General features: G+C 42.9%; 22 protein-coding genes. 10 read left to right on the top strand and 12 right to left on the bottom strand.

The window, feature by feature from the left end:
* Nucleotides 1-62: 62 nt before the first annotated feature.
* The gene (locus CWO08_RS12180) at nt 63-851 is read left to right on the top strand and encodes a M48 family metallopeptidase (RefSeq protein WP_108020522.1); all 789 of its coding nucleotides are present in this window, start codon (nt 63-65) and stop codon (nt 849-851) included.
* Nucleotides 852-988: 137 nt separating this feature from the next.
* Here the strand turns inward: CWO08_RS12180 and CWO08_RS12175 are convergent, their stop codons facing one another.
* Nucleotides 989-2,071, bottom strand: a complete 1,083-nt coding sequence (locus CWO08_RS12175) for a site-2 protease family protein (RefSeq protein ID WP_102478751.1) — start codon at nt 2,069-2,071, stop codon at nt 989-991.
* Nucleotides 2,072-2,428: 357 nt separating this feature from the next.
* Between CWO08_RS12175 and CWO08_RS12170 the strand changes: the two genes are divergently transcribed.
* The 3 genes from CWO08_RS12170 (at nt 2,429) to CWO08_RS12160 (ending at nt 6,991) form a co-directional block, all read left to right on the top strand.
* A complete protein-coding gene (locus tag CWO08_RS12170) occupies nt 2,429-3,682 on the top strand; it encodes an outer membrane protein transport protein (RefSeq protein ID WP_048660195.1) in 1,254 nt (417 codons plus the stop codon).
* An 18-nt stretch (nt 3,683-3,700) separates the two neighbouring features.
* Complete coding sequence (locus CWO08_RS12165; RefSeq protein WP_065675339.1) at nt 3,701-6,205, top strand: VolA/Pla-1 family phospholipase; 2,505 nt, start codon at nt 3,701-3,703, stop codon at nt 6,203-6,205.
* A gap of 228 nt (nt 6,206-6,433) precedes the next feature.
* A complete protein-coding gene (locus tag CWO08_RS12160; protein ID WP_017060062.1) occupies nt 6,434-6,991 on the top strand; it encodes a PhnA domain-containing protein in 558 nt (185 codons plus the stop codon).
* Between the two features lie 72 nt (nt 6,992-7,063).
* Here the strand turns inward: CWO08_RS12160 and CWO08_RS12155 are convergent, their stop codons facing one another.
* Nucleotides 7,064-7,978 carry a LysR family transcriptional regulator gene (locus CWO08_RS12155; RefSeq protein WP_048661999.1) on the bottom strand — a complete coding sequence of 305 codons (915 nt, stop codon included), beginning with the start codon at nt 7,976-7,978 and terminating at the stop codon, nt 7,064-7,066.
* A 198-nt stretch (nt 7,979-8,176) separates the two neighbouring features.
* Between CWO08_RS12155 and CWO08_RS12150 the strand changes: the two genes are divergently transcribed.
* The 3 genes from CWO08_RS12150 to CWO08_RS12140 are packed head-to-tail and all read left to right on the top strand — an operon-like array spanning nt 8,177 to nt 10,628.
* Nucleotides 8,177-8,389 (top strand): DUF1656 domain-containing protein, encoded by a 213-nt coding sequence (locus CWO08_RS12150; RefSeq protein ID WP_004730923.1) that lies wholly within the window; start codon nt 8,177-8,179, stop codon nt 8,387-8,389.
* 10 nt (nt 8,390-8,399) lie between these two features.
* Nucleotides 8,400-9,260, top strand: a complete 861-nt coding sequence (locus CWO08_RS12145; RefSeq protein WP_108020521.1) for an HlyD family secretion protein — start codon at nt 8,400-8,402, stop codon at nt 9,258-9,260.
* Nucleotides 9,261-9,272: 12 nt separating this feature from the next.
* A complete protein-coding gene (locus CWO08_RS12140; RefSeq protein ID WP_108020520.1) occupies nt 9,273-10,628 on the top strand; it encodes an FUSC family protein in 1,356 nt (451 codons plus the stop codon).
* 93 nt (nt 10,629-10,721) lie between these two features.
* On the opposite strand, the gene CWO08_RS12135 is transcribed toward CWO08_RS12140, so the two are convergent.
* The 5 genes from CWO08_RS12135 to CWO08_RS12115 all read right to left on the bottom strand — a co-directional run bounded on the left by CWO08_RS12135 (nt 10,722) and on the right by CWO08_RS12115 (nt 16,941).
* Entirely contained in the window at nt 10,722-12,011 is a 1,290-nt protein-coding gene (locus CWO08_RS12135) for a DEAD/DEAH box helicase (protein WP_108020519.1), read from the bottom strand.
* A 218-nt stretch (nt 12,012-12,229) separates the two neighbouring features.
* Nucleotides 12,230-12,970, bottom strand: coding sequence for a DUF1223 domain-containing protein (locus CWO08_RS12130; protein WP_108020518.1), 741 nt, complete (start codon nt 12,968-12,970; stop codon nt 12,230-12,232).
* Between the two features lie 167 nt (nt 12,971-13,137).
* On the bottom strand, nt 13,138-13,326 hold the full coding sequence (locus CWO08_RS12125) for a hypothetical protein (protein ID WP_017059812.1): 189 nt from the start codon (nt 13,324-13,326) through the stop codon (nt 13,138-13,140).
* A 313-nt stretch (nt 13,327-13,639) separates the two neighbouring features.
* On the bottom strand, nt 13,640-14,641 hold the full coding sequence (locus tag CWO08_RS12120; protein WP_048612514.1) for a TerC/Alx family metal homeostasis membrane protein: 1,002 nt from the start codon (nt 14,639-14,641) through the stop codon (nt 13,640-13,642).
* Between the two features lie 560 nt (nt 14,642-15,201).
* A complete protein-coding gene (locus tag CWO08_RS12115) occupies nt 15,202-16,941 on the bottom strand; it encodes a bifunctional UDP-sugar hydrolase/5'-nucleotidase (protein ID WP_048660203.1) in 1,740 nt (579 codons plus the stop codon).
* Nucleotides 16,942-17,179: 238 nt separating this feature from the next.
* Here CWO08_RS12115 and CWO08_RS12110 point away from each other — a divergent pair, with 238 nt between their 5' ends.
* Nucleotides 17,180-18,946 carry an ATP-dependent endonuclease gene (locus tag CWO08_RS12110; protein ID WP_108020517.1) on the top strand — a complete coding sequence of 589 codons (1,767 nt, stop codon included), beginning with the start codon at nt 17,180-17,182 and terminating at the stop codon, nt 18,944-18,946.
* A gap of 179 nt (nt 18,947-19,125) precedes the next feature.
* Here the strand turns inward: CWO08_RS12110 and CWO08_RS12105 are convergent, their stop codons facing one another.
* Together CWO08_RS12105 and CWO08_RS12100 are read right to left on the bottom strand one after the other, a co-directional pair.
* On the bottom strand, nt 19,126-19,620 hold the full coding sequence (locus tag CWO08_RS12105; protein WP_017059817.1) for a DUF1097 domain-containing protein: 495 nt from the start codon (nt 19,618-19,620) through the stop codon (nt 19,126-19,128).
* Between the two features lie 204 nt (nt 19,621-19,824).
* Nucleotides 19,825-20,730, bottom strand: a complete 906-nt coding sequence (locus CWO08_RS12100) for a LysR substrate-binding domain-containing protein (RefSeq protein WP_010429535.1) — start codon at nt 20,728-20,730, stop codon at nt 19,825-19,827.
* A gap of 273 nt (nt 20,731-21,003) precedes the next feature.
* On the opposite strand from CWO08_RS12100, the gene focA reads away from it, so the two are divergent.
* On the top strand, nt 21,004-22,455 hold the full coding sequence (focA, locus tag CWO08_RS12095; RefSeq protein WP_076651292.1) for a formate transporter FocA: 1,452 nt from the start codon (nt 21,004-21,006) through the stop codon (nt 22,453-22,455).
* A gap of 293 nt (nt 22,456-22,748) precedes the next feature.
* On the opposite strand, the gene CWO08_RS12090 is transcribed toward focA, so the two are convergent.
* The 3 genes from CWO08_RS12090 to CWO08_RS12080 form a co-directional block, all read right to left on the bottom strand.
* Nucleotides 22,749-23,318 (bottom strand): YceI family protein, encoded by a 570-nt coding sequence (locus CWO08_RS12090; protein WP_102433336.1) that lies wholly within the window; start codon nt 23,316-23,318, stop codon nt 22,749-22,751.
* The gene (locus tag CWO08_RS12085) at nt 23,315-23,854 is read right to left on the bottom strand and encodes a cytochrome b (protein ID WP_102433335.1); all 540 of its coding nucleotides are present in this window, start codon (nt 23,852-23,854) and stop codon (nt 23,315-23,317) included. The genes CWO08_RS12090 and CWO08_RS12085 overlap by 4 nt, the downstream gene beginning before the upstream one ends.
* 153 nt (nt 23,855-24,007) lie before the next feature.
* Nucleotides 24,008-24,253, bottom strand: coding sequence for a DUF2164 domain-containing protein (locus CWO08_RS12080; protein ID WP_065675359.1), 246 nt, complete (start codon nt 24,251-24,253; stop codon nt 24,008-24,010).
* Between the two features lie 252 nt (nt 24,254-24,505).
* Here CWO08_RS12080 and CWO08_RS12075 point away from each other — a divergent pair, with 252 nt between their 5' ends.
* Nucleotides 24,506-25,141, top strand: coding sequence for a hypothetical protein (locus tag CWO08_RS12075; protein ID WP_102433334.1), 636 nt, complete (start codon nt 24,506-24,508; stop codon nt 25,139-25,141).
* The last annotated feature ends 166 nt before the right edge of the window (nt 25,142-25,307 follow it).

Raw genomic sequence — 25,307 nt, 5'->3', positions numbered from 1 at the left:
CCTTAGCTATTACGCAAGTTGATGTTAACATGCATAAAAACCGAATACACAGAGGATATTGTATGACGTCATGGATGAAGTTTGCCTCGCTTCTCACACTTGCAGGCCTAACCGCATGTAGCGCTTCTCCGACAGGCAGAAACCAATTGCTGCTTTTTTCAGATAAAGACATGTCTCAGCTCGGAGCACAATCTTTTGAACAAATGAAGAAAGAACAACCCATCAGTAAAGATACCAACACTAACGCTTATGTACAGTGCGTAGCGAACAGTATTACTCAACACATTCCTAAGCAAGGTTTTAGTGAATGGGAAGTGGTGGTTTTTGATAGCGACCAAGTGAATGCATTCGCCCTACCTGGCGGAAAAATCGGTGTATACACAGGCTTACTTAAGGTTGCAGTTAATCAGGACCAACTCGCGACGGTTATCGGTCACGAAGTGGCACACGTTCTAGCGGACCACAGTAATGAGCGCCTTTCTCAGTCTCAAATCGCTAATACTGGCTTATCTATTACTAACGTCGCGCTAGGTGCATCAGAGTACAAGCAGTATCAAGGTATGACGATGGCCGCGTTAGGTTTAGGCGTTCAATATGGTGTTATTCTGCCGTATGGGCGAACTCAAGAGTCTGAAGCCGATGTTGTTGGCTTAGAGTATATGGCTCAAGCTGGGTTCGATCCAAACCAAAGTGTCAACTTGTGGCAAAACATGGCGAAAGCATCAGGTGGAAATCAGCCGCCAGAATTGCTTTCTACGCACCCTTCCCACAGTACGCGTATTAAAGATCTTCAAGCAACGATAAAGACGCTTCCTCAATCGGGTTCACTAAGACCAAATTGCAAAGCGTAGTCTAAGTTAGAATCGCTTAGTTGGTGTATCTACAAAAATGCCCTATCCATATTGGTTAGGGCATTTTTAGTTTCTTGCTAACTAACAGTTCAAGTGCACTATGCAGCTAAATGAATCCAACAACAGAAACTCACTGATCAAGTACCAAGAATTTGTAAAGGTAGGCTCAATAGCTGATCACCTGTCGATGCAAAATACCAGATAACACCGATCAAACTGCTCACTAAACCCACATACCAAACGAACGACACGACTTGACCGTATTTGTCTAACGGCAACAAATGACTGTGATGACGCCCTTTCCATTCGAACAGTATTTCAACACTGCCCATGATCAATAAGAAACCAAACAGGGTTAAATTCAATTGATAACTCAATACCACGCCAGCAACAGCTGCCGCGACACACAATACAATGCCAAGCACACTGTTCATCGAGAAACTGATACTTTTAAGAACATGACCGCCATCAAGAGGCAAAATCGGCAGTAGATTGAACAGGTTTAACAAGGCATTAAATACCGCAAGCCCAGCAAAGAACATCTCGCCAGTCGCCCAGTACAACACCATAAATATCAACGACAATATCAAGCCAAACAATGGCCCCATGATCGAGATAACGACATCTTGCCAACGAGTATTAATCTTTTCGTCTGAAAGTGCTAACCCGCCAAGGAACGGGATCAAGTAGATCCCTTTTGTCTTCATTCCAAAGTATTTCATCGCTCTGATATGACCGTACTCATGGAACATTAAACAGGCGATTAAGGCCAGAGCAAACTGAATTGAAAACAACCATGAGTAAGCCGCTAAACTCGCGGAAGCAAGAACGACCTTAATTAACTTAGCGCTTTTCAGCGCTTTCATGCCAAGCGACACCAACCCAATTAAGCTAAAACGCCTCTCTGGTTTAGGAGCAACAACAGGGGTTTGTTGCTCGATATCTTTGGTATTTCGATTGCCTTCGGTAATAGTTTGGCCATTAACCGATGCTTTATACGTCATCTCAAACGGTTGCCACTGAACGGTCGACTCAACGTGACACTGCAACGTTTCTTCTCCAGCACGTAGTGCAAATTCGTGTGTTCGTGCGTCTTCTTGGTCTGTGGTCGCATCTAATTGAGATACCAGAGTGTTGTCCCAATACAACTGTTGCCACCCTGCCATTGACCCTTCTAATCGAAGTGGTTTACCAAGAAACTCTATCGCGAGTAATTCCAAACTTAAATTCCAATTTAATGACTTCTAACGAGTGTCGATATTATGCCGATTTAGCGATCGGCGGTAAACATAAACAAAGTTGTTACATATTGAGCTATTGAACACTATTTGTACCAATAGCTAACATAAACATTCTGGTCACACCTCCAACCACAAATAAACTATTGATTGTAATTATATTATTAGTGTTAAAGTGCCGCCCCTCGAAAATATAACCTCACAAAATAGCAACTATTTCTTTGACTTTATATAAAACATGAATTTAACATGCTGTTTACATTAGAGCTTCAACACCAACAATGCTCAGTGTGTTTTCAAACGATAATAATGAAATTCGATGCCCTAGGAGGGTCAAGGATGAAAACAATACAACGCTCTCTCGTTTCACTTTCTGTGCTATTTGCGTGCAATTCACTTGCGGCTGGCTTCCAAGTTGCTGAGCATTCTGCCTCAGGTCTTGGTCGCGCATTCTCAGGTGAAGGCGCTGTAGCCGATAACGCGAGTGTACTAGCGAGAAACCCCGCCGCAATGACCCTATTTGATACAGCCCAATTTTCAGGCGCGGTTTCTATCGTTGATCCCGAGGTAGACGTTACTCAAACCAAAATCAATGACAGCGACTTCAACCAAAAATCATCAGATGTCGCTCCTTTACAAATTGTCCCTGCTGCTTATTACATTAGTCCTATCAACGACAAATGGGCTTGGGGAATTGGCATGTTCACGACTTACGGAGTAGCCACTGATTACCCAGATGATATTTATGCAGGTGATTTGGCAGGTGACACATCACTAATTTCAGTCAACTTAAATCCAAATATCGCGTACAGAGTTAACGATAGTTTTAGTGTAGGAGCTGGCGTTAACTTTGTTTATGCAGAGGCCGAGCTCAACAGACACAAAGGCAGCCTTCCTGTTGGTGGCTCACCAAGTGACAAACTAATCTCGATGACTGGTGAGACTTTTGCTTTTGGTTGGAATGTGGGCGCGTTATATGAACTGAACGAGTACAACCGTTTTGGATTTGGTTACCGATCATCCGTTGAACTCGACTTTGATGACGGTGAGTTCACTGATTACACAGGTCTAAAAATGGAAAACGGCGCTCCTGGTAAAACCACAGGGCGCCTAGAAATTGAACTGCCCGATATCTTCGAATTATCTGCTTTTCATCAACTTAACGATGCTTGGGCAATACACTATGGTTGGCAGTTAACTAAGTGGAGTAAGTTCAAAGAGTTAAAAGCCACTAGTTCAGATTGTAAAAACAATGAATGTTTCTTAAAAACCGAACATTACGAAGACAATCAAAGATGGTCTGTAGGTGCAACCTACATGGTTAATCAAAATTGGACGGTACGAGCGGGTCTAGCGTATGACGAGCAAGCTGGTGAAGCGACATTAAGCATTCCAGACAGCGATCGTATGTGGTATTCAGCAGGCCTCACCTATTCTATTTCAGAGAATATGACTGTCGATGCTGCATTTGCACTCGTACAAAGTGAAAGCGGTTCGTTTACCGAAACTGATGCGGCGGGACAAAAGCTTACATTTGATGCTGAAGGCGTTGCTTACCTTTCAGCGATACAACTTAACTACACCTTCAACTAACCGTACGGGAATAATTACATGAACAACAAATTTTCTTTATCTCTCGTATGCTCAGCATTACTACTTGCGGGCTGTGGGGACAATAGTGAAAGCTCTGGTGATTCAACAGCGGCACCTTATTCAGATGCAATCAACCAATCATTAGCTAGAAGTTCAAAAATTAGCTTCACTCTTCTAGGTAATGAAGCGGATGTTCCTCTTCCTTCATTTTTCTTGTTCGATACCAACGATCACACTCTAAATATTCCGTTAGATGCAAATTCAACGGGACTCTTGAATGATCCAAAAGTAGCCATGGGTGAAGCTGATGGTTGGAGTACTATCATGCCGTTCACTATCAATGTGAATCTTCCAAGTGATAGGACGCTGAAGAATGATGTCGTGATGATGGGTACGACACCGTTTAGCGCGCACCTAAATGCCGGTGTAAAAGTTGCTAAAGTGGATGTTGACCTGAGCACCGGTGTCATGTCTAACTTTACTGCTCTAACTGCTGGAGTTGACTACTTAGTGGCATCTAGCGATTTTAAGACCATACAAGTTTTACCTCTTAAAGGTTTAGATCCTAGCTCTGACTACATCTATGCATTAACTGACTCAATTGTTGATAGCGCAGATGAACCACTTGGAACATCAAGCTCTTACGCATCTTTAAAAACGAAAGATATTGACCAAGCAGGCTCGCTCGATTTACCACAGAAAATCATCCATCAAGTTGAAGCGTTGTTCGCTGGCTATGGTTCTGTATCAAGCTCAGATGAAATCATATACTCATCTTGGTTTACTACGGCGTCGGCAGGTAACGTTATGAACGGGACCAAAGCTGCAATTGCACAAACAGTTAGCCCCGCAGTTACCCCGTCTGATATATGGAAGAACCTAGCGAATCCAAATAGTATTTCGGAAGCTGATCTTGATAATCTGTATACATTTACAGTTGATGGAACGAAACAGGATTTTGCTACAGCTGTACAAGCTGACGCGATGTTTAAGAGTGCATTTGGTGACGATGCTGCAACACAATTAGCTGCGGGTTATAACACTAACTTTTCAACACCAGCAGCAGCTTCTATTCAAGTGTATCGAGGAACAGTTGAATTACCGTACTTCCTGTCAGATTCGTTAACTAACAATGCGTGGAAAACAACGCCTTGGCGCAGTGCGATGCCTAGTGTTTTAACTATCTTGAATGTACTCAGCTCAGGAAGTGACTCGGACAAAACAGCTATTGCTACACAGCTGGCAGGTTTAGGGATCACAGAGCCTGCTACTCAACTCTATCAAGCAGAGTACCAACAATTACTCATTGGAGAAAAGTTAACTCTTGCAAGCGGAGAGCAATTGGATAGCGCTAGAGTTATGACGAAATACAGCGCTGTACCGCAAATTCGAGCAGCAAAGTCAGTGCCATTCGTTATGTTTGTACCTGAAGGAGCAGCTATCGACAGCAGTTTACCAATTTTACAGTACCAACACGGTATCACTAGCATCAAAGAGAGTGCTTATGCTTTTGCGATGCAGCATATTGGCGGCGCACTTACTGGAGCAGCACCATACAAACCCTATGCAATTATTGCTATAGACCAACCACTTCACGGTCAACGCGCACTAAGTGCAGATGTTGTTACGACACCAACAACACCTACTGTATACATGAATCTTGAGTATTTACCTGTTGCACGAGATAACATCCGTCAGAGCGCCATTGATGGTCTTGGAGTTCGTTTTGCGTTAAATTCTGCTACTGATGCAGCATTTAGTAACCTCGACAAAACGAATGTGTCTCTATTTGGGCATTCTATCGGGGCGATTACAGGTATCAGCTCTTATACCGTTGGTAACAGTTCGTTGAACCCTGCTATTGATTCTATGTTTAGTTATACAAGTGCAACACTTGCTAACCCAGGTGGTGGCATTGCACCTTTCTTGCTTAAGTCAGGCTCGTTTTCTCCTGAGATTAAGCACACCGTGAGCCTATCAAGTGTAACCGAGTACCAAGCACATTATGTAAGTAACTGTGTGCCAGTCAGTAAGTCAGGTGGTGATTGCTTTAATGAATACTACACAGCCCTAAGTAATGATAGTGCTTCAGCCTCAGACAAAGCAGTCAAAGCGACAATCGATTCGACCCTTACTTCATTCACTTATGCTGCGCAAACAGTTCTAGATAACGTTGACCCATATAATATTGCATCTACAACTACGGGACCTGTGCTTGGTATTCAAGCGAATGGTGACGAAACGATACCAAACTCGGTCGCTGAGTTTCCAACAGCAGGTACCGAACCCCTGTTTAAAAAGTTATCCTTGGTTAATACTGCACTGGACTCTTCGGGAGACAAGCTGGCTTCGTATTTTGACAAAGCATCTTCAGAAGCAGACCACTCCACTGTAATTTCTCAGCAAAATGCTGGTGATGCAGCAGCCAACGCAGAAATGACCTCACAAATTGTACAATTTACCTTGTCGCAAGGTACTGGCATTGCAACCGTAACCGCTGGCTTGTTAGATGCGAGTAAGTAAGCGCATGAGCAAAATTTAATTTAACCAAATGCCAGCCTAACCGCTGGCATTTTTGTATCTGTCGTTCGAACAAGTCCCCTAGTTAACCGTTTGCATAAAACTTTAAAACACAAATGGTTGATCTCAGCTAAAATTAATCAAGACAGAATACCGTACGACCTCTTTCTTTATTGTAAATAAAGTGGATAATAGCCCCGTAATTTAATACCTAATAAATGTGAGTCCATTATGTCTTCTGAAGCTACTATGCTAGAACGCTGCCAATCTAAATGTGAACTATGTGGTTCTGATTCTTCTCTTACTGCATACGCAGTGCCGCCACACAGCCACGTAACAGTGGATCACGGCATCATGGTATGTGACAAATGTCTTGGTGAGATTGACGATCCTAAAGATATCAACCACTGGCGTTGTCTGACTGACAGCATGTGGAGTCAAGAAGCGCCAGTTCAAGTAACTGCATGGCGTCAACTTACTCGTCTGAACACAGAAAGCTGGGCTCAAGACGCGCTAGACATGATGTACCTTGAAGAAGAAACGTCAGTTTGGGCACAAATCGGTATGTCTGCTGATGACAAACCTCTTGACGTGAACGGCGTTGAACTTAAGAAAGGTGACGACGTAACAGTAATCAAAGACCTGCCAATCAAAGGTACTAACCAAGTGATTAAGCAAGGTACTGTTATCCGTGGTATAAGCGTTGGTGACGATCCTAAGCTTGTTTCTGGTAAAACAAACGGCGGTCAATCAATGTACGTAATCGCTGAGTTCTGCCGCAAGAAGTAATTCTTCTTTAAGCTGAACAAAATCTAAAAAGGCGCTAATGAATAATTAGCGCCTTTTTAATATCTCAAATTTTCACGGCTTAAGACTATGAATAAGTTGCTCACGGTACTCCTTAATGACAGACACCAAAGAGCCTTTGATACCACTGACTTGTTTTGAGTGCGGGCACCACAATGCAAATCCAAATTTGAATCCTTCCACCATTTGCGCAGAGTGAATGGGCTCTATTGAATGTTTTGAAAATTCAGAGGCGGTAAAAAATGCCTTAGGAAGAAGTGCCCACCCAAAACCCTCTTCAAGCATTTTGATCATTAACGAAAGCTGATCAATCTCTTCATAGTCAGAGCTCACGATAATCTTTTCAGACATACCTTCGTCAATCAGAGACTTCAATACGAACTGTTTAGAGTTCCTTAGTGCGACTAATACTTCGTCTTTATCGATATGTGAGAGTTCTCCCCCTTTCTGTCCGAATGGGTAGAACTCAAAATGCCCAAGGAAAGTAGAATCAAAACTATGCATCGCCCGGCTATTGTGAGCATTCACAAGTCCAAAGTGATATTCCCCACTTTGTATTCCTTGTTTAATTTCGTTCTTATTCCTAACCAGAAAGTTCACTCGCATCATTGGGAAATCGTGCTTGAGTCGTTTACGTATATCGACCAACACACGTTGAGGAACGAAACTAGAATACGCGATTGTTATTTTCTCTAACCCACCATAAGAAAGGCTCAACGCCACCTTATCAAAAGTACGTGCTTGCTCAATCGTCTGTTTTGCGTAGTGATAAAGGAGGTGCCCGTCCTCTGTTGGTTCAACAGAGCGCCCGACTCTTTCAAAAAGATTCACCGCCAGATGATCTTCCAAGTTTGTAATCACCTGACCCACGGTCGTTCTGTGTTTATTGAGCTTTATCGCGGCTTTACTGAACGAAAGCTGTTCATAGACAGTCACAAACGCGAGAAGTTGTTCAATACTAAAATTCATGTTGATGTGCTTCGGTTCTTAATAATTCATTGAATTCAGAGTAAGAGATAGCGATTACTCTTTTACCCGTTTACAACCTTACTCTTTAGTATATACCCAAATTTACTTACTTTTGATGGATCTGGTCCTCTATATACGATTATTAACATTGAACTACTTCCGTTATCGTTACCTTCTCAAAACGATAGAGACAAACCCATGAACACAATGCCGCATGAACTCGTGTGGGGTGAAATCTATTTCCCTCCTTTATTATTGGTTATCGCGTTAGCTTATGTATTGACGATACTGACTGGCTCAATCGCAACAAAACTTGGGCTACATAAATATGTCGCTTTTCCTGCAATTGCCGAATTAAGCCTAATCGTGATTTTCGTCGGCGTTATCGGCCAATTCATTACCATTTTCTGAGGCACTAACCTTGATTAAACGTTATCTCATCACGCTACTACTGGTCGTTGCTGCAAGCTCTGTGGTTTATAGCTATTACCAATCTTATTCGAGTACCCCCTGGACTAGAGATGGTCAAATCAGCGCTTACATAGTTTCAATTACTCCCCGAGTTACAGGGCAAGTGACTAAACTCCATATTGAGGACAACTCACAGGTGGCTAAAGGCGACTTACTGTTTGAGATCGACCCAAGCATTTATCAAGCGGCCTACAATAAAGCGTTGGCGGCACAGAAACAGGCTCGCGCGCTCTTAGCAAAAGCTAAAAACGAAGAGCAACGCGCGTTGAACTTAGAAAAGAGAACGCCTGGCGCAATGCCAGTGCTGACGTTGAATAACCTGAATAACGCAGTTGAGACAAACGCCGCTAACGTTGCACTAGCAAAAGCCAACGTTGAAGAAGCGCATTTAAATCTTGAATACACCAAAGTGTACGCGCCAACAAACGGTTACATCACGAACTTAAACCTACGAGAAGGCTCTCAAGTGGTCGCCAATACACCGGTAGTTGCGTTGATCGATGAAGACAGTTTCTGGATCGAAGGTTATTTCAAAGAAACTGATCTGGTTAATGTTGGCCCAAACGACAAAGCTGTTGTCACTCTCATGATGCATAACGATATTCAATTAGAGGGTCATATCAAAAGCATTGGGTTTGGTATTGCAACACAAGACGGCAGCACTGGTAATGACCTTCTTCCTAACGTGACCCCAAACTTTCAATGGATTCGCCTTGCTCAACGCATACCAATCAAAGTAGAGCTCGATAACGTGCCTGAAGACTTACAACTTCGTGTTGGCATGACAGCTTCGCTCAAAATAATCAAATAGTTGGATGTCTTTATGTTCAGTGCATCAACCAAAGAAGCCATTAAAGCGGCTCTCGCTATTGTCATATCTATCTGTGTTGCGTTGTGGTTTCAATGGGAGAAACCCTATTGGGCGGCGATTGCGGTTGCGGTCATGGCACTGAACGAGAGCTTTGCTCATTCAATAAACAAAGGCCATAACCGATTAATGGGCACCTTGTTAGGAACTGGCTACGCCTTTTTCTTGATTGCGATGTTTTCGCAAGACCGTTTTCTATTCCTGATGTTTTTCACCTTATTTCTAGGTACATGCATCTTCATGTCGAGTGATGAAAAATACGGTTATGTCTTTTCTATAGGCTTTGCAGTTTGCTCAATCATCTCTTGCATGGGTGGGTTCGATAACCAAATTACATTCTATTTTGCAGTGCTTCGAATACAAGAAACTCTATTAGGTGTTATCACCTTCTCGATTGTTTATCGTCTGATCTGGCCTGTAAACACTGAACAGAACTTCGTACAACGATTTGAAACAAGCAGAGAAACGCTGATAACAGCAATGAGCGATACCAATAACCTTGATATAGAAGCCTTAGAGTCCAATACCGCTAATATTAAAAAGCTTTATCAACTGTTGGATTTACCGCTCACTGGCAGTTATCACCTAAAAGAAAATATTCACGCATGGCGTTTACGAATCAATGAAATGGCGCATATTCAAGATCGTCTGCTTGAACTTGCCTCGGATGAACTGAGTCAAACTCTTGATTGGGCGGCTCTCACCGAAAAAATGGAAAAACTGGAGTTAATGGCGCCAAACTCGTCACTAATAGATGATGTGCCATTTGTGATGACTGAAAAGAAAAACGTTTCTTGGCACCATGAGCACCGCACGTTTGTTCAACACCTTAATGAAGATGGGAGAAAAGTCTTACAAGGTGTATCGATGTTCGTCACGTCGTTATTGGTTTGGATATACCTGCCTGTACCGGGTGGTTTTATCTTCCCGATGATTGCGGGCATATTTTCTTCAATGCTTCCAACTATGCCGCCAAGTGTTATTAAGGATGCGTTTTTTGGTGTTATTGGTACGGGCACAGTTATCTTGCTTCAATATATCTTTATCATGCCGATGATGACTGAATTGTGGCAATTGGCGCTGTTCTATTTCATCAACAGCATTGTTATATGGAAAGTGTTCGCGACACCTAAACTGATGGTGCACCGAATACTTGGCATTAACCTGCTGGTCGTACTTACATCTGGTGCACTTAATCTAACACCGGTTTATCAGATACAAACACCATTGCTGATGTTAACCACACTGCTCATCATTTTGATGATAGGCAAATTATTTACCGACCTCTTTAGAGTCAAGAGTATCGCTTAATCTCGTTACGTGGATTAGCTTAACTTGGGATAAGAAAAACAAGAAAGGCGCTGATTAGCGCCTTTGGATACTCTATTGTTTACTGATTCTGGATCAGTTGTTGTTTAGCCACACATCTTGGTTTTGTGGAGCTTTCTTCTTCTTTTTCTTCTTGCCTGTACCAGCCGGTGGCGCAACAGGTTTTAGTGCTGCGATCAGTTCAGCTGTGGCTTCTTCATCCACTTCAAAGCCTTCAATTTGCTCACGCTCAAGACGAATCTTGTTCTTCTTCTCGATGATTTTGAAGTGGTGGTAATCTTCGTGATCGATCAAAGATAGCGCAAGACCAACCTCACCCGCACGACCACTTCGGCCGATACGATGCATGTAATCTGACGGGCTACGCGGTAAGTCAAAGTTGATAACAACTGGAAGTTTTTCAATATCCAGACCACGAGCCGCGATGTCTGTCGCAATCAGAACATCAATCTCGCCAGATTTGAAATCTTCAAGGATACGAGTACGTGAACCTTGCCCTTTATCGCCGTGGAATACTTCTGCGATGATGCCGCGTTTGTAAAGCTTATCTGCTAAGTGCTCACAGCTGTTCTTTGCGTTTACGAAGATCAGTGCTTGGCGCCATTCGTGTTGTTGAATCAGGTGCGCTAACAATGCAGTCTTACGGCCTTTTTCTACTTCGAATACACGTTGAACTAGAGTGCTCGCGTTGGCGCTTTGAAGTTGAACTTCAATTGGGTCAGTAAGTAGTTTGTGAGTAAGCGTTTGAACTTGCTCTGGGAACGTCGCAGAGAACAATAGAGTTTGCTTCTTGCTTGGCAGAAGCTTCAAGATAGCGTCTAGTTCTTCTGTGAAGCCAAGGCTCAACATACGGTCAGCTTCATCAAGCACTAACGTTTTAACTTTGTCTAGCTTGATTGCGTTGCTTGAAATAAGGTCAAGTAAACGACCTGGCGTTGCCACCAAGATATCAGTGCCGCCACGTAGTGCTTGCATCTGAGTGTTCACAGACACACCACCAAACACACAAACAGTCTTAATCGCACCGTTAAAATGCACTGCGTAAGATTTAACGCTATCAGCCACTTGCTTTGCCAGTTCGCGTGTAGGCACTAAAATAAGGCCAGAAACGAAGTTACCTTTGCCTGAACGACGGTCTAAAGGTGCATCTTCATGAATCTTTTGTAACAGTGGAAGTGCAAATGCTGCGGTTTTACCTGAACCAGTATTTGCGCCTGCAATTAAATCGCGTCCTGCTAACACACTTGGAATAACTTGCGCTTGGATAGGCGTTGGCTGTTGATATTCAAGCTCGGTAAGACGAGCCATCAAAGGAGAAATTAAGCCAAGATCAGAGAAGTTGGTTGGTGTAGTGGTGTTAGTCATTAATTGCAGGAACTCAAAGCTAAAATAATAGCGCGCTATATTAACGTATTTCAGCAGTATTACGTAACTAAATCGCCCTTTCGCTTCTATTTCGCCGATTAATAGCCTCCATAAACGAAGTTATCGATGTGAGAACGTTGATACTCGCCGTACCTACTTCGTCTAAATGTATTCTAGTTATATGATTGTCGTGGTTGAAACATTGCCGTGGTTTGTACTTAGTTCAGCCACCCTGCTACCGTTTGTTCAGGTGCATACGAGTTGGGTGCGGTTAACCATACAGCTAAAGCATCTGGCGAGGCGACTAGCGGGTCAAAGTCCACATTGAATTGCCATTCAGATTCACCACGTTGGTAACCGTCGTAAACCACGACAAAATCATGTTCGAGTTTCTTACCTCTGTTTTCTCCCGCTTTGACGCTAGTGACTTCGTTCATAGCTAATAAGGCAATATGAGCTACATAATCACCTTTACCTTCGTAACTCACACTGAACGTGTCGCCTTTATGATTGACTGTCAGCTTGGGGTTATTTTGTTGTGGGAGCGAAGGTAACGTTCTATCGAGCCAATTGAAATAACCACGCCACTCTTTTCCGTCAACGATAAACCCCGGAGTATAAACCCCGCTTGTCACTCCATAAGCTTTATACAAACGTTGCTTTTGACTAAAGGCCTTACTTGCGAACTTATCCCCCCAACCGAGGTAGTCCCAATAGTCGACGTGATAAGCGAGAGGAATGACTTGTGTCCACAGTTCTGGGTCATCTTCAAATGTACTTAGATACGCATCAGCGGGAGGACAACTAGAACAACCTTCTGACGTGAATAGTTCTATCACCTGTGCCGGCTGCCCTTCGTGACTCCAAGTTTGTGCATTCGACACTGAAGAATAGAAGCCGATCGGTAAGGCAAATAAGCAGAGTTTGATCAATGATGTGTTGTATTTGGCGTGTGACATACCGCGATCCTCATAGAAGCTACTTATCTAAAGACCGCGATACTTAACGTTTTCTTTCAAATACAACTTCTTTCAGATACAAACTGTTTCAAATACAAAAACGCCAGCTGAGAAGCTGGCGTTTTTTAAATTCTGTATTTCTTCTATTCTATGCGTTTACGCTGAGATTAACGGTTGATACCGATATCGCGTTGCATGTGACCAGATAGGTCGCTCGCGTAGTAACTACGTGGAGAGTTGTCTACGAAAAGAATATCAAAAATGTGTGCAATCAATCCTTTGAAGTTAACCGAGTAGGTCTTCTTATCCATAGAGTTAGGAACAGCGATAGTATTCATTTGTACTGCTTGAGCCATGATTGCCTCTCTATAAATTTGTTTGTGTGTTTCGTTCTGATGGCAAGGATAATAAGTGATCTTTTGCAGGTTAAAAAATGACTAAATTTAGACTTTGAGATTAGTTTTTCTAATAAAACAAACCATTAACAATACCACAAAATAGATATGCACACCATGTGAGTATAAATTCAATATAGTGTTTAAATCATGCGTTTAGTACAAATACCCCGCAAACAACAGTGGCCAATGTCACAGAAAATTTACATAAATAAATTTTCCACTTCATCAGCCACGTGTTCATTATCAACTTTTCGATAAGTTATATTTGTTTTTAATTTACTTGTTCAATGCCTGGCTTCTTCGCATAAACCGACGCTATAACCGCAATCGTCATAGTAGAAATCAGCACAGCGAGCGACCAATAAGTTGGGATAGCCCACTCACTGTCAACCAATAGCATTTTCACACCGATGAACACCATGATGAATGCCAGTGCCGGTTTCAAGTAGATGAACTTGTCCATCATACCTTGCAGTACAAAATACAACGAACGAAGGCCAAGTAACGCAAATACGTTTGCCGCTAATACCAAGAACGGTTCTTGTGTTACCGCAAAGATCGCAGGGATAGAGTCCAATGCAAACATCACGTCCATGACTGCAATCGCACCGATTACCAACATCATTGGAGTGAATGCCCATTTAGCACCCTGTTTAACCATTAATGCAGGGCCATGGAAATCCTCTGTTACCGGCATCACTTTACGAAGTAGCTTTTCAGGCAGTGTATTCACACTCTCCTCTTCGCCCTTGTCTAAAGCCAGCTTAATACCTGTACCAATCAAGAACGCAGCGAACACGTAAAGTACCCAGTGGTATTCAGCCAATAGTTGTGCGCCTAGTGCGATCATAATTGCACGAAGCACCAATGCACCAATTACACCCCAAAGAAGCGCACGAGGTCTTAAATGCTCAGGAACTTGGTATTGAGCAAAGATCATCGCAAAAACAAACAAGTTGTCTACGCTAAGGGATTTTTCTAACAAGTAACCCGTAATGAATGACACTGTTGCTTTTTGCGCTGTGTAGTCACTATTCGGCGCATAAATGTCCCAAAACAGATAAATAGAGCCAGCAAACAAAAACGCGAGTACAAACCAGAAAACACTCCAGATTGCCGCTTTCTTAATAGTAACGTTGCCGCCACGAGTCTGATAGATATCAATAGAGACGAGAATAACCGTCAGCAGGAAAAAGCCCGCATAAGTCGTCATGATTGGCGATGAAAAAAAGGATTCACTATTTGTAGATAATAGAGATTGAGTTGAGTTCATTATTCCTCCGGGCGGAAGAACTGTATAAGACCTTCCGCAAACAAAGCATATCAAGCTCCATTACGGATCTTGACTGTGATTGCGTTGGTCTCGTTGAAGTGAAATATGGGATTTCACCTTTACATACCGGATAGACTCTTGGCCTAACGAGATGACGATATGTAAACTTGCGCTAACTACTCCCCAAACGCGTGGATAATAATCCTCTGATTGTGTTTCGTCTATATAAATTTGCACGGAAAAAGCAAAAAAGGAGCAATCTGCTCCTTTTTTATTTCTTCCACTTTCGCTTGGTATAGCGTGTATTGATAATAGGAATACTGCGACTGTTCAAAAGCTAGTCTTATCCAGAATGCAACACCATTATAAACCTGTAGTCGGCACCAAATACACTAACGCTGACCAAACAGATACCCAACCTACAACAGCTACCGCATCTAACCAATCTTTCTTATCCATGCAAATCTCCACAAGAAGGGACCTGCAGAGATAAAGCATAAACGATGCCAATTTTATAAATAAGCCAAGGTAATGATGCTAAGTATCTGTATCACCTGTGGTTATCTGAAACAATCCATGCAATTCAACGGTTCATTGTGTTGAAGCGACTCTGGGTGGTCTTGTAAAAACGCAATGAAGCAGTCTGCCATGGAGTCAGTAGTTACCGTGCCATCGCCTATCATATCCAACACCGCGTTATAGCCCTCTTTCCCTTTCATGGTGTAGGCTGATGATGCTCCGCGATAAACACGTTCACGCGAAACAGATTGCCAACCGGCGTCTTCAGAGTGGATTTCAAGATTGTGAATTCTGTGCCCTAGAGGTGCTTCTTTGTGGTAACAGAACCTTAGGTTATGTGTGTAAGGGAAGCTACCCGACCCCGTACCTACCACACCGTTATCCAATGCGTTATTGATTGCGCCTTCCAGCATGCCAGCGATCGTTTCACCTCTGACTTCATACACACCAATAGGTACGGCAAACGGTAGTAGTTTTCCGGCAATATCGGCAACCGAAACATCGCCGCTATTCAGTGAGTTTCTCACTCCACCAGAGTTGTGGATGGCAAATTCTACCGCGTGTCCTTTCTTGTTCATCAGATAATGGAACGACTGGGCAACCAAGGGCGCAAGTTGGCTTGGCCCTTGTTCATCTGGGATACGAACATGGCGAAGTTTACTGTCAGCATGAGCAATCACTTGCTGCTGAAGCTTACGAACTCGCGGCTGGTATTTATCCGTCAGAATGCTATGCAATTCAGGATCTTTCTTACATACAGCGATATTCGGGTGGTTGTTCAAAAACTCACACGCCATATCATGTGCGTCGTCTTGCCCTACTTCACTCAGTTTCGCGTCTATAAAGAGTCGACGACCTAATAACAGTTCGTTCTTACCATTGAAGTGCGTCACTTTACCTTGAGAATCGAACTCAATTTCGCAGTGTCCTAGGCTCATGGCGTGGAAACCCGCTTGCACAACATAGGTATCGCCAATTTTCACACCGTATTCATCATCTTTAACTAAGCCGATATCAGAGAAATCACCTTGTAAGCGATGACTATGACCACCAACGATGACGCCAATACCTGTTACGTTAGCTGCTAACTCTAAATCAGCTTCGTAACCAAGATGGCTAAGTAACACAATCTTGTTGATGCCTGCTTGATGAATTTGCTCAATGGTCGCTTTTGCCGTTTCCAAAGCATTTTCAAACGGTGTATCGGTATCTGGGTTAGCGATGCCTGCCATCTTGTCGATGCTTAAGCCGAATATTGCGACCTTCTCGCCGTCAAATTCTTTCGTTATAAAAGAAGCACTTCGTGTTTCAGGCAGATAAGGCTTAACAATGTCGTTGTCCGCTAGCGTATGAGTTTTATTGATATCCTCATTCGATAGATTCCAGTTACCGGCCAACAGTGGGAATTTGATTCTTTTCGCGAAAATCGCAACGGGCTCATTACCCATGTCTAACTCGTGATTACCGAGCGTCATGGCATCTATATTGAGGGCATTCAACAAATCGGCGTTGGCTTTTCCTTTGAATAAAGAAAAGTACAAAGTGCCCTGGAAGCAGTCGCCAGCGTGTAGGAACAAAGTTCCAACCTTCTGGCGCTGGGCATCTTGTTCTATTTGTTTAAAGCGTGTTGAAATTCGAGCAAAGCCACCAGCACTGACATAAGGTTCAATGATGTGGTTGTTCATTTTAAGTGATAGCTGTAACGAGGTTGGTTCAAAGTATGAGTGGGTGTCGTTGATGTGTGCCAACACTATTTTTGTCGGCTTATTCTTTTTAGTCATATTTTCTTCTCTCTTAGTCCCTTCATACTAGGTCGAGAATCATGACAGAATCGTGAATTTTATGAAACTGCACTGCAAAAAAATACTCGAGATAGATCAAAAATCTCATTTTGCACCGTATTAATAAACAACGGGTTTTGTGACAGGTGAGCATACCGGATTTGGTTTTTTCGATTATGATTAAAGATATCTGTTAGCTTTCAAATAATTAGCAGAGCCTTTCGTTAGGAGTAAGCCTATGCAACTAGAAAGAATCGAGATTTCTGGCTTTCGAGGTATCAAGCGCATGTCACTCGCGTTTGACGAGCTAACCACGCTTATTGGTGAAAATACTTGGGGTAAGTCTTCATTATTGGATGCCCTTTCCGTCGTTCTGCCCTCAGACGGTGTGCCATATCACTTTGAAATGACCGATTTTCATGTCGATTACTCTGTTTCACATCCACAGTCTCAACATCTTCAAATTGTTCTCGCCTTAAAAGCTAACGATAAGAGCGAACTTAACGCAGGTCGTTATCGCAAACTCAAACCTATTTGGGTCCAGGATGAGTTTGGTGTATTTCGCATCTACTATCGAATCAGCGCGACGCTAGAACAGTATGAAACAACCACACACTATGCATTTCTTGGTTTGGATGGTAATCCGCTCAAGCTTCATCATTCTGAAAAGCTCGCTCAAGAATTAATGACCTTACATCCTGTCATCCGTTTGCGTGACGCAAGGCACTTTGATCGTCCCTTCAACGGCAAGTCTCTTAACCACAATGCTCACCTTCCTAGCAATGGTCACGCGAATAATGCCAATTCAAACGGGAACGGGAACGGGAACGGGAATCATCAAGCGAGCAATGGCAATAGCACAAATGGAAACGGCGCTAATAATGGCAATGGACGTCAGGCAAGAATAGAAAAGCGAATCGACAACACCTGCCGTCGTCTAATGGCGATACCCGGTCATGTTAATAAAGGTGAAATGCGCAGTAGCCTAGAGTCGATGCAAAGTTTGATTGAACACTATTTTTCTTTTAAAAGTACTTCTCGTCGTAACCCTAGAAAACAGCGAGACGGATTGCTTTATTCGGCGGGTGCCAATGATCAGAGTATTCATCAACTTGTTGAAGAAACCAAAAACAAACAGACTCGTTTATTATTCATGGGGTTACTCAACGCTTATCTACAAGCTAAAGGGCCAAACGACTTAAGACGATGTGCTCGCCCACTTTTGATCCTTGAAGATCCAGAAGGTCGATTGCACCCAACGCACTTGGCAAGGGCTTGGAGTTTAATGCAGAAGTTGCCCATGCAGAAAATACTCACTACCAACAGTGGCGATCTACTTGCTGCTGTCCCACTTCAATCAATTCGTCGCTTAGTTCGTCAGTCCGACAAAACCCTCGCCAACCAACTCAACATGAATCACTTCAGTAAGGATGAACTTCGTCGAATTGGTTTTCATATCCGTTTCCACCGCTCAGGGGCACTGTTTGCTCGCTGTTGGCTATTAGTAGAAGGTGAAACCGAGGTTTGGTTGTTCAATGAACTGGCCAACCAATGTGGCTATAACCTAGCCGCGGAAGGGGTGCAGATAATTGAGTTCGCTCAATCGGGACTTAAGGCGCTGATTAAGGTTGCACAAGAGTTTGGCATTGATTGGCATGTTGTGACTGACGGCGATGCCGCTGGTAAAAAGTATGCCGCGACAGTGCTATCGAAACTCGGTAATGATCAGGAAAGACATCGACTCACCGAACTGCCTGATAAGGATATCGAGCATTACTTATATATGAACGGGTTTGAGAGCTTTTTCCGTGACATGGTTAAGATTCCATACGATCACCCTATCCCTCCGAAGAAAGTGGTCGCCAAAGTATTGAAGAAACACGCAAAGCCTGACCTTGCACTCGCCATTGTTTCTCATTGCGAGAATCAAGGACAAGAATGCATTCCGCTTTTATTAAGGTGGACATTAAAACGCGTGATCACCATGGCGAACGGAAATACCTAAGCATAATTTGTTATAGAAGCTATCAGTTGCTCTACTGATGAAATCTTTAGTTTATTATCTTAACCAAAACCAAAAAAGGCACACCAGATGGTGTGCCTGTATAAATTGATATACAAATTAATTGGGGGTTATCTTGCAAGAGTTCACAGTAACTAGAGCATCATTGCTTAACGTATTCGTTACGCCTTTGCTTGCTTAGCGTGTTGTTCAACAACTTCCGAAGATTGAGTCGATTTCTCGTGAAGCCATAGCCCCGTTGCTTTCATCAAGTATCCAAATACACCACCAAGCAGTAAAGATGGTACTACAAGTTGCCAATCGCCACCTGCAGCAAACGTCGCACAGCAACCAATAAAGGTTCCGGGGATATAACCGAGCCACGCTTGTTTTGCTTGAATACACATAAAGAAAGCCACAATAGCAGTAATCATGTAGCCTAAAATCTCTAACCCTGCGAAGGTTGAGCTTTCGATAATCACCATTGCCCAGAATACGCCTGTCATGTTGGTCAATAAGCTACCTGCTAATCCTTTTACGCCGCCTGTTGGCGAAGCAAAGTAACTTGTGCAACCTAAGAAACCTGCCCATGACAATAAGCCGAAAGAGATAGCTATCCATCCCCAAAGACCTGACAAAATACCTGTTGTTAATGAAATCGCGACTAATGTACTCATACTATTTCTAAAGCCTAATTACGTCATTGAACGCAACCGGATTTAGCCTCACTTAAAATCAAGTAAGCATACTATGGTAAGAACGCCTTCATTTAGACGATCGTGATCACATTAATAATGTACGCGAATGTGCATTTATCACCAGATAGAGACCGAAATCGCTTATTCAACACAATCAGTTATCAGCGCTCTATCAATTTATCGTTACAGAACTGAACGTTTGCCTTTCATCATGCGCTTGCCTTCACGTTTGATACATTCAGCAAGTGGGTTTTCTGCCATGTCGGCACGCCAAATGAATGAAAGCGTACGCTCCATTTCAAGCTCAGGAACATTCAACGTCACCAGTTGCCCTGATTCAACAAACTGCTCGACATCGAGATAAGGTAAACACGTTAAATATGGGCCGTTTGCTACCAAACTTCTTAAAACAGGAACGTGTTCATACTCTCGCCAAACATCGAGATCACCAATTAAATGGTGAATAGAGCTATCAAAAACTTTGCGAGTACCCGAGCCGTGTTCGCGTAATACCCACTTCGCTTGCTCTAACTGTGCCAAACTCACTCGTTCACGCTTCGCAAACGGGTGATGAGCCGAAGCAACCACCGTTAAATGGTCAGTACACCATACTTCTTGGTGAACTCGATTGTCATCACAACGACCTTCGATAACGCCCAGATCGTATTGATAATCCAATACACCATCAATGACAGCATCGGTACTTTGCACGCCGAGCGAGATTCGCATCTCAGGAAAGTCGTTATCAATAATACTGATGAGATCCGGAACTAGGTGTTCCGCTGGAGTTTGGCTAGCACCTAATTTGAGTTCGCCACTCAACAAATGCTGCTCATAGAAACCCATCTCAATTTGCTGTGCGTCTTGCAGTAAACGCTTCGCTTTTGGTCTTAACCACATGCCCCAATGAGTCAGGGCCATTTGCTTTCCCTGCCTTTCAAACAAAGGTCTGCCGAGCATTTTTTCCAACTGTGCAAGAGACATACTTGTCGCCGACTGAGTCAACGCCAATTTGTCTGCTGCCTGACTAACGCTCCCGGAGTCTGCTACTGCATCAAATACCGCGAGTTGCTTTAATGAATAACGCAAAATTCATCCTTAATGCTTTTAATTATTTGTGTCCTGATGCTCATTTTTTATTAAGCCGATGAGCAATCAATTTCATTCTACGCGTAACCAAATCTATATCAATAAATTTGATGTGGTTTCTAAAAATTATCAATTTTACCTCTACCCCTCAACGCCCTAATCTGGAATGGCAGGACACAAGAAGCCCTGCAAAACACAATTGATTAACCATTACGGATTAACCAAGTCATTAATACTAGGAATTACACATGACGGATTGTTCAAGGGGGGGATATGGCAACCAGCACTTCTGAAAATCATCAACTGTTCTCACCAACAGAAATGATGGCGGAAGCAGAGAAGTTTGCATTAAGCAAAGCAAATAAAACCAGCAGCATGACATTGAGTTTAGCAATCATGGCTGGCGCATTCATCGGGCTTGCTTTTCTATTCTACATCACGGTAACCACGGGCAGCGCTGATGCTGGATGGGGATTGAGTCGCTTAGCCGGCGGTCTTGCATTCAGTATGGGTTTGATCTTGATTGTGATTTGTGGTGGAGAGCTGTTTACCAGCTCAGTGTTATCAAGCATCTCATGGGCTAACAAGCAGATCACCTTCACTAAGATGCTGTCTATCTGGGGCAAGGTGTATGTCGGTAACTTTATCGGTGCCATGTTCCTATTAGCTTTGGTAAGCGCAGCAGGTCTGTATCAACTGGATGGCGGGCAATGGGGCTTAAACGCTCTGAACATTGCTCAACACAAGCTACACCACAGCCCTGTTCAAGCATTTGCTTTAGGTGTGCTTTGTAACTTGTTGGTGTGTTTAGCGATTTGGTTAACGTTCAGCTCTGCTAATGCAATGACCAAGGCAATGATGACCGTACTACCCGTAGCAATGTTCGTAAGCTCAGGCTTTGAACACTGTGTGGCGAATATGTTCATGGTTCCACTAGGCATCACGATTCAAGCATTCGCACCAGAAAGTTTTTGGATGCAAATTGGCGCAACACCAGCCCAGTACGCAGACCTAAACATCATGCAATTTGTCACCGCGAACTTAATACCAGTGACAATCGGCAACATCGTAGGTGGTTCAGTATTGGTCGGCTTAGCCAATTGGAGCATTTACCGTCGCCCACAACTTAAAGCAGCAAAAATTACCGCTATTACACAAACAACAGAAATTACGTCAGTTAAGGAAATTACTATGAACACAGCAACGACTATCAAGCAAATCATGAACACTCAGCCTATGACACTAAGCGTAGAAATGCCTACATCAGTGGCAATTGATTCACTTTTAGACGCTCAACTTGTTAGCGCTCCTGTTTGCGATGTTGAAGGTCGTCTGGTTGGTATCTTCTCTGTTCATGACGTAATGGTGGATCTTTGGTGCCAAGATTACATCCCAACTAAAGGCCAGAAAGTCGTAGACTTAATGAGCCGTGACGTTGTGGCTATCGATGCAAACGACAAGCTAGTAGACGTTGCTGAGTTCTTATGCATCGACAAAGAGCAACTTTACCCGACAACAAGCATGGGCTTCGCGACTCGCCTGACTTCTCTTTCTCTAGAAGAGCGTGCAAAAGCGATGAAAGTGAGCCAACCACATATGCTTCCTGTGCTAGAAAATGGCGTAATGGTGGGTGTGTTGACTCGCATTGAAGTGATGCAAGCACTACGTCCAATTTACGGCGACCGCCTAAACGTGGTTCCACAAGCTGAACTAGAAACAGCTTAACTAATCTAAAGCTGAACTATTAGGGATTAGTAGTTCAGCTAGATAAATCAGTCATGGCAACGTTGACTGGCTAGAAGTAAATGGAGGCTTAAAACGCAACTCAAGGTTTGACACAAAACAGATCTAAACGCGTGGCCATTTACCTCAATAAAAAAGGCGCAAAGTCATTACTTTGCGCCTTTCTCTATTTCTAGCTACTTGTTCTTTTTATAACTAACCTGCTAGTTGATATCGACCAAACTTTTGATGTTTCTAAAAATGTTGATACCAGTCAGCAACTATTGATAGCTAGATTACTTCTTTACACCTTCAACGTGTAGATCCATATCTACGTAGCTTGAAGCGCCCATTACTGGAATGTTGAAGTCAGCAAGCTCTAGACGAGTTGTACCAACGAAACCAGCACGCTCACCGCCCCATGGGTCTTGACCAGCACCGATGAATTCAGCTTCGATAACGATAGGCTTAGTTACGCCGTGAAGTTTAAGGTCACCCATAACTTCAAGTTTGCCGTCACCTTTATCGACCACTTTTGTGCTGTTGAATGTTGCGTCTGAGAATTTACCAGCATCGATGAAATCGCCGCTACGGATATGCTTATCACGCTCTGCGTGGTTTGAATCAAGGCTTGTAGTGTCAACCGTTACGTTTACTGTAGACGCTTCAACGTTGCTTTCATCAAATGAGAAGTCACCTGAGAATGTGTTAAAACGACCTTGGATAAAGCTGTAACCTAGGTGGCTAACTTTAAAGTTAACTGAAGCATGCGCACCTTTTGTATCAATCACGTAATCAGCGGCGTTCGCAGCGAAAGGCATTGCCATTGCAAATGCTAATCCTGTAGCGATAATTGACTGTTTCATTTTGAAGCTCCTATCATTTTTCGTAGCGTATCGTCTTTGTCGATAATGTGGTGTTTTATCGCCGCTAAGGCGTGCACTGATGCCATAATGATCAGTACCCATGCAGCATAGTAGTGAATCGTTCCTGCGAGATCAGATTGGTTTGCAAACAGTTCACCCATACTTGGTACAGTGAACCAATTGAATACGTCGATCCCGCGGCCGTCTGATGTTGAAATCAAATAACCTGAAATAAATAAAACCGCTAAGTTAATGTACATAAAGCCGTGAGCGATCTTCGCTGCAGCAACTTCATAGCTTTTACCTTCCACCTTAGGTGACACGGTAACCAATTTCCAAACCAAGCGGATAACGGTAACTGCAGCCAAAAGAATGCCTACCGAGCGGTGATAGTCTGGTGCTGTTTTGTACCACTCGCTGTAATATGAAAGATCAACCATCCACAGGCCTACACCAAATAAGCCAAATATTGCGAGTGCTGAAATCCAATGCATCGCTCTTGCTAAAGGGTTGTAATTTCTAACGTTGTTGTCCATGCATCTCTTCCGAATGTTAACGAGTGGTGAAGTTTTGCAAAGCGTACCCTACACCGAGTTTGTGTAACATAGTATTTACCAAGCTTTACATTGGTAACATCATTTCAAATTAAACGAGTTATTCAAATTATTTGAACAAGTTTGGGGTTAACATTAAATTTCAACGATTTGTTCAATCTCGTAAAGCTCATCAGAGATGTCTAACATCTTACGCTCCATCACCTTTTGAGCGTCTTCTATCCCCTTGTTGTAGTAGACCGCACCAAACTTTTTACTGATGAAGTCGACTAAGAATTCCGTGTCGAACTGACCGAGTTCTACATCAAGTTCATCTTGCATGTACTTTTGAAGGGCATGGGTAAGCTCAGACTTTTGCTTCGAATCTAATTGAATAGTCATGAATGTTTCCAAGTAAAGAGTAAGTAGATAAATCGTTATTAGCTAACTAGACTATAATCGTGGTAACTAACTAGAATTCCTCATAATTTAGAATACAGACCATTGAAGTGCCAGTGCTATCCATAAAATCACGTGGCAATGGCTAATTTTGATAGAGAGATCAAGAACTCACACTTTGACGATAGGTAACGGAGCCACAATTACCGTACTATTGCCCATCAATAAGATAGTAACCGTGTATAAGGGACTTCATTGTTATTAGATCTAGTGATTAAAAGCGTTAATCAATTTCAGGACGATTGCCTAAAGCTCTGTGAACGCCACTACCCGACAGTACACAATCAAGGGATCAGTGAGCACCATATAGGTAAGGCATTTGCCCGCCGGATGGAGCACACCTTCGTTAGTTTTAATCACGCAAGCAACATCAGCCCACTTGAAATGCTCTCCTCTGGCGAAACGCCTCGACACTTCCGAATATCTTCTGAGATAGGTACGGTTTGGATGATCAGTCATCATATGGTGAGTGCAGGGAAAACCTGTCGCAGAAAATTGATGTTGGACATCCATAATTGGCAACAAGAGTATGGATTTTCTATTCAACCGAGTGACGTTTTGATCATTGTTTCCGACCATTGGATTAGCCGAAGTAAAAACAGTGGTGAGTTATTGCATTGGTGGATGGGTGAACTCCCAGACGAGATCACTGAATATAGCCAACAAGGCATCACGCTAAGAGAGAGTGATTCTCAATTCGCCACTGAATTAAATAGTAATTTTAAAATCAGCCCTTGCTTTATTAAATTCGGACATCCTCTCAAACGGTCAGGAAATCAACAATTAGTTCGTAAATACCTGCAACTTTATGCCGTACTTCAATGGCAGTAACAATATGGGTCAACTTTTTCACTCCATCTTTAAAGTAAATAGTTAGACCTTCATCCCAATACTTTATAAGACCCAATTCAAACCCTGCCCAATAATCAATCAAAGTTTATCTTCTTTAAAATAATAACTTACACGCTCATCGTTGATATTTTGAGAAGTAGATATC

It is taken from the genome of Vibrio sp. 10N.286.48.B8 (genome assembly GCF_003050085.1).
Classification (GTDB): Bacteria; Pseudomonadota; Gammaproteobacteria; order Enterobacterales; family Vibrionaceae; genus Vibrio; species Vibrio crassostreae.
Note: the sequence above shows the minus strand (reverse complement) of the source record. Positions and strands in the feature narration are given on the sequence as shown.

What these genes read in the sequence shown, in the direction of transcription:
- CWO08_RS12180 (WP_108020522.1), top strand. Translation starts at nt 63, where the DNA reads ATGACGTCATGGATGAAGTTTGCCTCGCTTCTCACACTTGCAGGCCTA.
- CWO08_RS12170 (WP_048660195.1), top strand. Translation starts at nt 2,429, where the DNA reads ATGAAAACAATACAACGCTCTCTCGTTTCACTTTCTGTGCTATTTGCG.
- CWO08_RS12165 (WP_065675339.1), top strand. Translation starts at nt 3,701, where the DNA reads ATGAACAACAAATTTTCTTTATCTCTCGTATGCTCAGCATTACTACTT.
- CWO08_RS12160 (WP_017060062.1), top strand. Translation starts at nt 6,434, where the DNA reads ATGTCTTCTGAAGCTACTATGCTAGAACGCTGCCAATCTAAATGTGAA.
- CWO08_RS12155 (WP_048661999.1), bottom strand. Translation starts at nt 7,978, where the DNA reads ATGAATTTTAGTATTGAACAACTTCTCGCGTTTGTGACTGTCTATGAA.
- CWO08_RS12150 (WP_004730923.1), top strand. Translation starts at nt 8,177, where the DNA reads ATGAACACAATGCCGCATGAACTCGTGTGGGGTGAAATCTATTTCCCT.
- CWO08_RS12140 (WP_108020520.1), top strand. Translation starts at nt 9,273, where the DNA reads ATGTTCAGTGCATCAACCAAAGAAGCCATTAAAGCGGCTCTCGCTATT.
- CWO08_RS12135 (WP_108020519.1), bottom strand. Translation starts at nt 12,011, where the DNA reads ATGACTAACACCACTACACCAACCAACTTCTCTGATCTTGGCTTAATT.
- CWO08_RS12130 (WP_108020518.1), bottom strand. Translation starts at nt 12,970, where the DNA reads ATGTCACACGCCAAATACAACACATCATTGATCAAACTCTGCTTATTT.
- CWO08_RS12125 (WP_017059812.1), bottom strand. Translation starts at nt 13,326, where the DNA reads ATGGCTCAAGCAGTACAAATGAATACTATCGCTGTTCCTAACTCTATG.
- CWO08_RS12120 (WP_048612514.1), bottom strand. Translation starts at nt 14,641, where the DNA reads ATGAACTCAACTCAATCTCTATTATCTACAAATAGTGAATCCTTTTTT.
- CWO08_RS12115 (WP_048660203.1), bottom strand. Translation starts at nt 16,941, where the DNA reads ATGACTAAAAAGAATAAGCCGACAAAAATAGTGTTGGCACACATCAAC.
- CWO08_RS12110 (WP_108020517.1), top strand. Translation starts at nt 17,180, where the DNA reads ATGCAACTAGAAAGAATCGAGATTTCTGGCTTTCGAGGTATCAAGCGC.
- CWO08_RS12105 (WP_017059817.1), bottom strand. Translation starts at nt 19,620, where the DNA reads ATGAGTACATTAGTCGCGATTTCATTAACAACAGGTATTTTGTCAGGT.
- focA (WP_076651292.1), top strand. Translation starts at nt 21,004, where the DNA reads ATGGCAACCAGCACTTCTGAAAATCATCAACTGTTCTCACCAACAGAA.
- CWO08_RS12090 (WP_102433336.1), bottom strand. Translation starts at nt 23,318, where the DNA reads ATGAAACAGTCAATTATCGCTACAGGATTAGCATTTGCAATGGCAATG.
- CWO08_RS12085 (WP_102433335.1), bottom strand. Translation starts at nt 23,854, where the DNA reads ATGGACAACAACGTTAGAAATTACAACCCTTTAGCAAGAGCGATGCAT.
- CWO08_RS12080 (WP_065675359.1), bottom strand. Translation starts at nt 24,253, where the DNA reads ATGACTATTCAATTAGATTCGAAGCAAAAGTCTGAGCTTACCCATGCC.